Below are 9,731 nucleotides of genomic sequence, written 5' to 3'. Positions count from 1 at the left end.
AATTTCGACCTAACTCAGTCAAGGTCAGTGTCTTACATTCAATCAGTGCCTTAGAGGCCAGCATCAAGCTGTTTAATCGTTTTAGGTGAAGTTCTGGGCAGTATTGGTGTAAAGAATGTTGTAGGATATTGGCTTCGCGCATCTTGTTGTCCAAGTGTAGTTTTTAGCGAAACCATTTGATCATGCAACAAGATGCGCTTCCACCCTAATTTGATGATTTATTTGTAAATCATCAGGGGATTCTTCAGCGCGGAGCTGCGGGCGGAACCCCTAAATACTGGGATATGAAACCCTACGATGAACCAATCACTCGTCGCATCATGAAAAGCGATAATAATTGTCAGGTATTTACAGAGATTAAAGCCGCGGAAGCGTTTGTTCATTCCTAATAGACGATGAACGCCGGTGACACATGCAAGGAATAAATTGAATTGAAGACAAATCTGAGAGAGTTAAATGCTATTCAACCCGCTCCGCTGAGTGACTTTGTATTGCGGAACCTATTCGACATTGAAATTGAAATGGGGTGGAAAATTGAAAAGCTCAATTGTGAGGTTACCCGCGAAACGGTCCCATACTCGCTAATAGTAGGCCATGATTTTACGATGGTTTCAGCTATTACTTGGGGAGAATTATTAGATGGCCATAGTAACTCAAGAATGTCGAATTACTTAAAGCGTCTCGAGGAATCACAGAAGTATTTTTGTGATGACAATTGGCCCAAAGATGCCGGAGTTTGGCTCGCAAAACTGGATGGAAAGTATTACTTGGCTGGCGGTAAACACCGCGTGACGATTAATTACTTTCTACGCCATTTCAACAGTGAGTTCTTCAGTGACTCAATCGTGCTCCCAAATGTTAAAGTCCTTCAATATAAGCTCTTGTAAGAACGATCAATAAAGGTTGAAGATTATGCAAATTGGCCAAAAATATTTAGCAGTTTCAGAAGCATATTCATTTGAGGATTTAGACGGTTCTCTAGTTGAATTTCCAGAGCGACGTCGTGAGTTTGAAGTATTACCTAAACCAGATGTGGGAGAGGAATAAAGATTCATACTGAGCATTAAAGTATCATACTAGAATGGTAGCGCTCACATAGGTACGCTGCCATTTCTAAATCCCTTATGCCCCATTCCGTGTTTTGGCTCGTTAGCTCAATCAAAAACTCTCGCCCCTGTTACCATACAAATTCTCATCTAATTACCTATGTTTGGCTCTACCATTAATCGGCTAACAATGTATGGGTATACAGTCATATTTAAATTTAGGTATTTTTGTATGATTTTAAGACAAGATTAGTGCGCACTAATTCCATTCTAAACAAGTAAAACTATATAAAATCAATTAATTATAAAGACAGGCTTTTAGTTAAAAGGTATGGAAAACGCGCATGCGCATTTTCCATATAGTGTATTTGGCAGAAAGCTGATAAGTTCCTTGCATACAGATAGTTAACCGTGCGCGTTTTCACTGGTTCAACGAGGTAAACAGCGCAGCGCATAAATACTAAGACGTTAGCCCTCTCGGATGAAGCAGGAAAATTAATGATTACAAAAATATCTAGAAACCCTGAGAAATTTGATTCATTTGAGCTCTATTCAAAACTGTGTGCAAAAAATGCTCTTGATATCAATGATGAGAGTTCGGTTGATAAGGTTATAGAACATCTGCGTTCTGCATTGAAAGAGAACCATCGAAATCTCAATCTTGTATTTGGTAAAAGAGTTGAATCGATGTTCGGTATCGTTGCTGCTTCACTGGGTAAGTGCAGCCTTATCAAGCAAGAAGATGGTGGAGAAGCCTATTGTAATGAAGATATATATATTCCAGACTATCGGATTGTGCTGAAAGAGGACAATTCGTCCTTTTTAGTCGAAGTGAAAAATTATCATCGAGAACCATTTGAAAATAAATTCTCATTTACCAAGAAATATTTCGAATCAGTTCTTCGTTATTCGCAGTTAGTTAATTGTCCTATAAAGTTCGCTATTTACTACTCAAAAATGAATATGTGGGTGCTGTTATCTCCAGATGCTTTTGAGATCCAAAAAGGGCGCTATGTTGTAGATCTACCTACCGCTATGATGCAAAACGAATTGGTTACTATCGGTGACGAGTGGATATCAACAACTCCTCCTTTGGAAATATACATTGTTTCCGACCCATCAAAACCAGCAACTTATGATGAGAAAACTGGTAAGTCCAACTTTATCATCAAGAACATTCTTTGCTACTGCGCCGGAAAACTGTTGGAAACAGACAAAGAAAAAGAACTATTAAATCTTTTTGCTATGTACGGTAAGTGGACAGAGACTGATGTTCTACCGGTTGTCGTTGATGATGAACGTTTAATTGGTATTAAGTATAAATTTGAGCCAGAAGAGTACTCTGAAAATGGTTTTGATCACCTTGGACAGTTGAGCTCAATGATTTCCTCTACTTACAAAATGGCAACAGAAGAGAATGGTTCTGTTGTTGCAATAGAAACCACGAGAGAAGCAAAATCATTTTCTATTGTAATCCCAGAGGACTACAACAGTAAATTATTCCCTTTGTGGAGGTTTAGACAACAACCAAACAAGGGCTAACAAGGCGGTCAATGTCGCCTGCGGCTGGACAAAGTGCTGCGCACTTTGCCCATTACCTTAGCGTTATGTCACTAGGAGAAAATTGTGGCAATAGAAAAGCGAAAATTAAAATGTAACATTTGTCAGAACTATACTTTTCATCAGTTGATACATTGTTATAAGCAGGATTTAAGTGAGGAACATTTCTATTGTGAGCGCCGATATAGCCTATTCGAATGTTGCGGATGTCAAGATGTAAAAATGGAACGCGCTGAATATTCAGAATACTGCGAATACGATGATAATGGGATAATTCCTGATATTTCTATATATCCTCCTTACACTTTACGTCAAAAGCCTAGTTGGGTTTCAAAGTTAGTATTTCCTTTTAATGCCGACACCGGTCCCGTAAATCGTGAACTAATGGAACTGATTAGTGAAATATATGTGTCATTGCAAAATGGATGTAACCGACTTACGGTTATGGGAATCCGAGCATTAATTGAGCATGTAATGATCCAAAAAGTTGGTGATAAGGGGCGGTTTGTCAAAAACATGGATGAATTCCAAAGTCAGGGGTACATCTCTAAAGTTCAACGTACTGCACTAGATCAAGTGTTGGAAGCTGGTCATGCTGCAATACATCGGTCATACAACCCAAAACAAAAAGAAGTGATAGCTGCTATGGACATAGTCGAGAATATTGTCGAGTCAATCTATGTGGTAGAAAAGAATCAACGTAGCTTAAAACATGTTCCTAAGAAAAAGTAACAAACTGTTCAAGTGGGATTCGCAACGCGTGGCATTTTCACTATGCGTTGGCTTTAGTGTTTAAGGCGGTTTGCGGCTGCTTCAGTATTGCGTTGCTCACCCCTTAACAGGGCGTTAACTCCATAGAAGTTTTAATCCGAAACAAACTCGTTAGAGTTAAGGCTTTAACTCGGAAATGTCCATAAGTGAGTTACAACGAGTATGATACTTTAATACTTGGTTGTGGTTTGATTTTGACTTGGTACTAGCAATTAGTATGAATCTATATTTCTGACCACGTTCAATCTAAAACGGTACGAACAGGGGTATTTGACTGTTTTAGTATGAAACTTTATTCCTCTCCTACACCAGAGAAAGTGATTACTGACGACGGACAGCACAAAACTATTGAGAACTACACCTAATTACCAGAACACCTTAAGTCTGAAGATTGGTTTTTGGTAAGAAGTTTAGAAACTGGCCGGAAATCATGGTTTAACTCTCACAATTATACGATTTCACTGCTCTAATAACGGCATTGTTATCATCGATAGCGGTACTTTCCTTTTGCAGCAGTGGATGTGACGCTATTTAGATGTTTTCGTATAACACACAAATAGTCATTACACTTTGGGCAGTGGTTGAGTAACGAACTGCCTTCAAAATCCAATTTACAAAATACACAGTGATATTTGCAGGTCTCCGTCTTAGCAATCTGCTCTTTAATTCTGTCTAATGTGGACTTGGGTGATTCGGCAGGTTTTTCTTTAGTTCGTTGATACTCAAGCCATTCGCTGCGTCTTGGATTGTAGATCCAATGCTTCCCCTTGATAGATGACTCAACCCAATCCTGCAGCAACTGTTTAGCCGATTTTAGCCTGTGCGATTCGCTGAATAACTTCGCGAAATGAATTAATTCCAGCCCTAACACCGCCGTATGCTTGTCCATTCGTAAGTCATCATATATCGGTGCTGGGCGCCCCGGGTGGGATATGTAAAGGCATAACTTACGTTCAGATACCGCTATAACCATGTCAAACTTCACATTATTAACATAGGTATCTTGCGCTAAATACTTCAGTTCATGGGTGATTCTAGTGTTTTTAGTAATGACGTGCTTTTCGCCATCCAGGTCAACATCAAGAGGCGGCAACATTAACAGGCCTTGCTCCTGAAACAGCTGCTTAAGCATGTAGCGCACTGATACATAGAACGATAATTTACAAGCCTCAATTTCTTCCTTATTTCCTTCTTTGCAGTCATGGGCAAAGTGGGGGGCATTAACCTCGCCCAGCCGAGCGAGTAAGGCTATGCCGCACGATGGGCAAACACAATCGCAGGACTTACCCCGAGTTGCTTCTTCCACATCGATATATACACCATCACTGCGTAAACCAAAGGGGATGAGGTTCATAATTACTTTCTTCTATCAAGCACCAGATGGATCATCAATCAATTTTGAATTTCGGTCATACGACCCGTCAGGTCCATTCAAAACTTACCTGACGTAAATAAAATTAAACTACAGCTAATCCACGCTGTTTCTGTAGTCTTAGTGGTTGCAACTCAATTCGACGATTCATCAGTATATTGATAGCAAACCTATAACAAAAAAGGCAGCATCGCCCTATGAGCTTGACGCGCTAATGTGAGCTACAAAGAGTATGATACTTTATTACTCTGTTGAACCTCGATTCGGACTTCGTAGTAGCAATTAGTATGAATCTTTAATTTTGCCATGTTCATCAAAACGGTACGAGCAGGGGTACTAGATTTTTCAGGATAGAATTTTTATTACTCTCCCACAAGGCCTGATCTTAATTTTCAAATTTTTTATAAACACTGCTATTATTACTGATTATTTATACAGTGGTTCACAAGTATGAAACTCATAACATGCCATGCGAGTGCGGGAATTTCGGGTTTTCCAAGTCCAGCAGCGGATTACGTTGAATTGCCCCTTAGTCTTGATCAACTACTTGTTGAGCATCCGAGCTCGACCTGGTTTGGTCGTGCTGCGGGCCGCTCAATGGAAGGGGTTGGGATCTATGATGGCGATATACTGGTGATTGACCGTGCAGCTAAGCGCCGTAATCTCTCTATTGTTGTTGCCAGCTATAACGGAGAATTTACCGTAAAGCTCCTCGATGAAAAGCGCCGGCTACTGGTTTCGGTTGATCAACAACAAAACATCACATCCGTTGCAATCGATGATGCGGACACATTCTCAGTTGAAGGGGTGATCATCAAGTCAATTCGACTTCATGAGCATTCCAGTCTCGTTGAACAGTACCTGAGCCAATCATGTTTGGGTTAATTGATGCAAATTCATTTTATGTCTCGTGCGAAATGGTCTTTAGGCCTGATTTGCGCGGACTTCCCGCAATTGTACTCAGTAACAATGATGGTTGTTGTGTGGCCATAAATCGTATGGCCAAGGCGTTAGGGGTGAAAAAATTCGCGCCTTACTTTGAGCAGCAATATCTATGCAGACAACATAATGTGCAGGTGTTTTCATCTAACTATGAGCTGTACGCTGATCTGTCTGCAAAAATGATGCAAGTCATCGGGCGCTTTGCACCCGAACAATACGTGTACTCCATCGATGAGTCGTTTGTGTCGTTTAAAGGCTGCGCTGCAATAGGTGACTTAACGTCGCATTGTGCTCAGCTGCGCCGAACAGTTTGGCGTGAGTGCCGTTTGCCAGTGTGTGTGGGGGTTGGTGAGACATTAACCTTAGCTAAGTTGGCTAATCATGCCGCGAAACAATTGGCTCAATATAATGGTGTTTGCGTTATTGATAACGATGCTCAGCGTATTGAGATTTTAAAATCGATGCCAGTTGATGAAGTTTGGGGGATTGGCCGTAAGTTAACTGTTAAATTGGGTTTACTGGGTGTGCGAACTGCCTATGATTTGGCGCAGCTGGCGCCGAAAGTGGCACGACAACATTTTTCTATCGAAGTAGAGCGAACAGTCCGAGAACTCAATGGGCAGATCTGTAAAACGTGGGATGACACCAAAGCAGATAAGCAGCAAATTTTTTCAACTCGAAGTCTTGGCGAACGCATAACTACCCGTGACTATTTACACCAAGCGTTAGCCAAACATGCCTCCATTGCGGCGGCTAAGGCGCGTGAACAAGGTTCGTTATGTAAAACGATGGTTGTGTTTGCCGCAAACTCGCCGCATGATCCACAGCCTGTTTATTTTAAAAAAGTTGTTCAATTTGTCTGTGCGACTGATGACAGCCGCGAACTGTGTGCCGCTGTTAGCAGGGAGCTTTCAAACCTTTATCGCCCTGGTGTGCGCTATTATCGAATTGGCGTGGGCCTGGTTGATCTTTGCCCCAAATCGTCACTGCAATATGACTTATTTCATGCGCAAAAGAGCAATCCGAATTTAATGAAAATCTTTGATAGTCTGAATGATCGCTATGGCCGTGATGTGTTGTTTATTGCAGCGCAGGGGAGTGATCAGAATTGGGCTATGCGCCGCGAGTTTCTGTCGCCGCAATACACCACTAAATGGTCTGATATACCGACGGTTAAAGCGTAACAGGATTCCGTGACGTTCTGGCCATTGGCTAAACGCCACGGAAACGATGAATTTAAAGTACAAAAAAGCGGAGCCAAAGGTTCCGCTTGTGCGTTATTTATCTGAATAATCATATTTTCGCGCTATTAGTATGGATATTCTGTCTTGTCCGCGAGTGTCAAGAGAACACAGGGGGGACGATTTCTATCATTACTGTGCGAAAACAAAAAGCTTCCAACGAATATCACCCTGCGCCGACGTGTGCTGATGGTGATTTTGTGGGGGGATTGTTTTCCCTCCGGCAACGGTTACTTCTTTGTTGCAGCCAACACACTTATAGATGCCTTCATGAACACACTTTTCGCCAGGCTTATGTATTTTATCGAAAGCTTTGTTGGACTCAGTGTTGGCCTCTTTTACTTGATCTTTATTACCATTTCTAACTAAAGCCATTGATCTTTACCGTACTAGGACAGGGCGAAATTACCCATGATATAAATATGGGCATTCGGCTGGATCTCAAGTTACCACTGATGAATTTTTATTCTCTTACCTGTGTAAATTGCTTTCCGTGAAAGGCTTACGCAATACCGTGTTAAACTGATTAGGCAGTGAAAAAATCCTATTGTCTGCATATCCCCAAATAAAGAGGAAATACAGACAATGAGCCGCGCTGACGCACTAACACCCTCCCAAATCAACCGAGTCCTGAAAACCTGCCGATTGATGCAGCATGGACAAGCTAAAGCGGGAGCAATTGCCCTTAGCCATGCTGCAATGAGAGTGAGTGAGATTGCTCGACTTGATGTAAAAACCGTTCTATTCCCCACTGGCTTACTTCGACAAGAAATAAACCTGCCGAGCCTGATCTGTAAAAATACCAAGCCCCGCACTATATGGTTAACCAATCTAACTGCCAGAACAGCTATCCAAGATTGGATTGACTACCGTATACAACACAAGTGGGGGTTAGGTACTTCGCCTGATTACCAAGGGCTTAATCCAGACTCAAAGCTGATCTTAACGAACCGTGGATCAAGTTATTCATTGCAGCCGAAACCAAGACTCCTTGATGATGGAACTATCAAAGAATACTGGTGCTGTGACGCTCTAGAGCAAGCTATACGTAATGTTTACAAACGTTGCGGATTGCCGCAGTGTTCGTCACATACAGGGCGTAAAAGCCTAGTGACCAACTCTGTATTGTCTGGAGTTAGTTTAGAGACAATGGCGCGAGTTCTAGGCCATTCAGAAGCATCAACAACGTTGGGGTATGTCGTGATTCAGCAACATGTGATTCGCGATATGTGCAGCATCGAATGGATTTGATGGTAAAAATCAAAAAATTAATATATTTTCCCAAAAAGGGAAATTAATTATTGACTAGCGTTTATACGTTTCCCATAATGGGAAATATAGACAAGGGGATTGCATGAGAGTTGTTTCAAGAGCCGCCTTGCGGGAGTTTTGGGAGCAGCCCATTTATCAAGATAGTGAGCAACCGCTCAAGTCATGGTACGAGGAAGCTAAAAACGCTAACTGGCAAAATCCGCAGGAGATTAAAGATCAGTATCGCAATGCGAGTTTTGTTGGCAATAACAGGGTGGTATTCAACATCCACGGCAATAAGTACCGTCTTATTGTGGCCGTGAATTACAAGTTTGCAATGGTCTATGTTCGCTTTGTTGGTTCTCATGCTGAGTATGACAAAGTTGATGCAACCACAATTTAGGAGGTTTGCAATGCAAATTAAACCGATCAGAACCGTGGCTGATAATGAAGCCGCCTTAAAGCGCATTGAGCAGCTTTTTGATGCTGAACCTAACACGCCAGAGGGTGACGAGCTGGAAGTGTTGATTACGCTGGTGAGCGCGTTTGAGGACGCTCATTTTCCGATTGAAGCGCCAGATCCAATCGCGGCGATTCAGTTTCGGATGGAGCAGCAAGAGCTTGAGGATGTCGATATGGTGCCATTTTTTGGGCAACGTAGCAGAGTGTCAGAAGTGTTAAACCGCCAACGCAAGCTAAGCCTTAACATGATCCGTAAGCTGAATGAGGGGCTTAAAATCCCGCTTCCTTGCTTGATCAAAGATTATCAATTAGCCAAATAACGGAATATAAAGCATGAAATTAAACGTAGATTTATCAGAACTTCATAAAGTTGCGGCCAAAATGCACGATGCTGTTTATTGCTCTCATTGTGAAAAATGCGGTGATAACAAGCATTATTTTGAAGGGGACAAAGTGCCTGATTCATGTCTTAAATGTGGGGAGCATAAAGGCCTCTCAATCATTAGTGTTAACTGAGCGGAATCTCGCATGAAACTCATAGGTAGCTTAACTAAGGTCCTCAATACTCATTGGGTTAACGCATGGTATGCAATAGCTTGTGATATGGAAGCCAATAAACACTACGGCGATGCCAATTCGTTGATATTTCGTATAAAACTGTTTGCAAAAACCTTTTTTAAAAATAGCTAAGAAGTACGGAAACAAAAGAGCAAGGTGAACTGCCGAAATTAACTATCCACACTGGCTAAATTTGCCCAACGCGCCAAAAGTGTAAAGTTAGATTTATGCACGAGGTAACAACTTGTTTTCAATATCAAATACACCTTAAACCTAAAAATTAAAAATTTGCCATAATCTCTTTAGAGATTTTGATAACCGACTTATGATAGTAGTTTTGATAGGTGATAAATTACTCTATCAAATTGTATACATTTTGATAGGGTGCATTTTTGACTTTTATCGCCCAACTGGTGTAAATTGAGCGAATCGAACGATTCGTTTAAAGGTGATAAATGAACACTCTTTCAGCCAATGAAGCAAAAATTCACTTTGGAGATTTGTTGCTCAAAGCTCAACAAGCTCCAA

At 41.3% G+C, this 9,731-nt stretch carries 11 protein-coding genes and 1 pseudogene; 9 read left to right on the top strand and 3 right to left on the bottom strand.

What is annotated here, in order from left to right; translation table 11 throughout:
* A pseudogene (locus L5M49_RS24465) lies at nt 1-142 on the bottom strand (IS4 family transposase); the annotation flags it as partial.
* Nucleotides 143-431: 289 nt separating this feature from the next.
* Between L5M49_RS24465 and L5M49_RS24460 the strand changes: the two are divergent.
* From L5M49_RS24460 to L5M49_RS24445, 4 genes are all read left to right on the top strand, one after another.
* A complete protein-coding gene (locus L5M49_RS24460) occupies nt 432-887 on the top strand; it encodes a hypothetical protein (protein WP_263185370.1) in 456 nt (151 codons plus the stop codon).
* Nucleotides 888-912: 25 nt separating this feature from the next.
* Complete coding sequence (locus tag L5M49_RS24455; RefSeq protein WP_263204480.1) at nt 913-1,047, top strand: hypothetical protein; 135 nt, start codon at nt 913-915, stop codon at nt 1,045-1,047.
* Nucleotides 1,048-1,544: 497 nt separating this feature from the next.
* Entirely contained in the window at nt 1,545-2,588 is a 1,044-nt protein-coding gene (locus tag L5M49_RS24450; protein ID WP_263266963.1) for a hypothetical protein, read from the top strand.
* Nucleotides 2,589-2,828: 240 nt separating this feature from the next.
* Complete coding sequence (locus tag L5M49_RS24445; protein WP_263266962.1) at nt 2,829-3,338, top strand: DUF4145 domain-containing protein; 510 nt, start codon at nt 2,829-2,831, stop codon at nt 3,336-3,338.
* 523 nt (nt 3,339-3,861) lie between these two features.
* Here the strand turns inward: L5M49_RS24445 and L5M49_RS24435 are convergent.
* Nucleotides 3,862-4,731: a hypothetical protein gene (locus tag L5M49_RS24435; RefSeq protein WP_263266961.1), complete on the bottom strand. Its 870-nt coding sequence runs from the start codon at nt 4,729-4,731 to the stop codon at nt 3,862-3,864.
* A 468-nt stretch (nt 4,732-5,199) separates the two neighbouring features.
* On the opposite strand from L5M49_RS24435, the gene umuD reads away from it, so the two are divergent.
* Together umuD and L5M49_RS24425 are read left to right on the top strand one after the other, a co-directional pair.
* Nucleotides 5,200-5,634, top strand: a complete 435-nt coding sequence (gene umuD / locus L5M49_RS24430) for a translesion error-prone DNA polymerase V autoproteolytic subunit (protein ID WP_263185367.1) — start codon at nt 5,200-5,202, stop codon at nt 5,632-5,634.
* Nucleotides 5,622-6,875: a Y-family DNA polymerase gene (locus L5M49_RS24425; protein WP_263185366.1), complete on the top strand. Its 1,254-nt coding sequence runs from the start codon at nt 5,622-5,624 to the stop codon at nt 6,873-6,875. The genes umuD and L5M49_RS24425 overlap by 13 nt, the downstream gene beginning before the upstream one ends.
* A gap of 189 nt (nt 6,876-7,064) precedes the next feature.
* Here L5M49_RS24425 and L5M49_RS24420 read toward each other — a convergent pair whose 3' ends face one another.
* Nucleotides 7,065-7,307 carry a hypothetical protein gene (locus L5M49_RS24420; protein WP_263183758.1) on the bottom strand — a complete coding sequence of 81 codons (243 nt, stop codon included), beginning with the start codon at nt 7,305-7,307 and terminating at the stop codon, nt 7,065-7,067.
* Nucleotides 7,308-7,517: 210 nt separating this feature from the next.
* Here L5M49_RS24420 and L5M49_RS24415 point away from each other — a divergent pair, with 210 nt between their 5' ends.
* The 3 genes from L5M49_RS24415 (at nt 7,518) to L5M49_RS24405 (ending at nt 8,965) form a co-directional block, all read left to right on the top strand.
* The gene (locus L5M49_RS24415; RefSeq protein ID WP_263204526.1) at nt 7,518-8,183 is read left to right on the top strand and encodes a site-specific integrase; all 666 of its coding nucleotides are present in this window, start codon (nt 7,518-7,520) and stop codon (nt 8,181-8,183) included.
* Between the two features lie 103 nt (nt 8,184-8,286).
* Nucleotides 8,287-8,586 (top strand): type II toxin-antitoxin system HigB family toxin, encoded by a 300-nt coding sequence (locus L5M49_RS24410; protein ID WP_263204525.1) that lies wholly within the window; start codon nt 8,287-8,289, stop codon nt 8,584-8,586.
* A 10-nt stretch (nt 8,587-8,596) separates the two neighbouring features.
* Complete coding sequence (locus L5M49_RS24405) at nt 8,597-8,965, top strand: type II toxin-antitoxin system HigA family antitoxin (RefSeq protein WP_263204524.1); 369 nt, start codon at nt 8,597-8,599, stop codon at nt 8,963-8,965.
* Nucleotides 8,966-9,731: the final 766 nt, after the last annotated feature.

It is taken from the genome of Shewanella sp. SM74, assembly GCF_025653725.1.
GTDB classification, from domain to species: Bacteria; Pseudomonadota; Gammaproteobacteria; order Enterobacterales; family Shewanellaceae; genus Shewanella; species Shewanella oncorhynchi.
The sequence above is the reverse complement of the archived record's forward strand: the minus strand, read 5'-3'. Positions and strand labels throughout refer to the sequence as shown.

What these genes read in the sequence shown, in the direction of transcription:
- L5M49_RS24455 (WP_263204480.1), top strand. Translation starts at nt 913, where the DNA reads ATGCAAATTGGCCAAAAATATTTAGCAGTTTCAGAAGCATATTCATTT.
- L5M49_RS24450 (WP_263266963.1), top strand. Translation starts at nt 1,545, where the DNA reads ATGATTACAAAAATATCTAGAAACCCTGAGAAATTTGATTCATTTGAG.
- L5M49_RS24445 (WP_263266962.1), top strand. Translation starts at nt 2,829, where the DNA reads ATGGAACGCGCTGAATATTCAGAATACTGCGAATACGATGATAATGGG.
- L5M49_RS24435 (WP_263266961.1), bottom strand. Translation starts at nt 4,731, where the DNA reads ATGAACCTCATCCCCTTTGGTTTACGCAGTGATGGTGTATATATCGAT.
- umuD (WP_263185367.1), top strand. Translation starts at nt 5,200, where the DNA reads ATGAAACTCATAACATGCCATGCGAGTGCGGGAATTTCGGGTTTTCCA.
- L5M49_RS24425 (WP_263185366.1), top strand. Translation starts at nt 5,622, where the DNA reads ATGTTTGGGTTAATTGATGCAAATTCATTTTATGTCTCGTGCGAAATG.
- L5M49_RS24420 (WP_263183758.1), bottom strand. Translation starts at nt 7,307, where the DNA reads ATGGCTTTAGTTAGAAATGGTAATAAAGATCAAGTAAAAGAGGCCAAC.
- L5M49_RS24415 (WP_263204526.1), top strand. Translation starts at nt 7,518, where the DNA reads ATGAGCCGCGCTGACGCACTAACACCCTCCCAAATCAACCGAGTCCTG.
- L5M49_RS24410 (WP_263204525.1), top strand. Translation starts at nt 8,287, where the DNA reads ATGAGAGTTGTTTCAAGAGCCGCCTTGCGGGAGTTTTGGGAGCAGCCC.
- L5M49_RS24405 (WP_263204524.1), top strand. Translation starts at nt 8,597, where the DNA reads ATGCAAATTAAACCGATCAGAACCGTGGCTGATAATGAAGCCGCCTTA.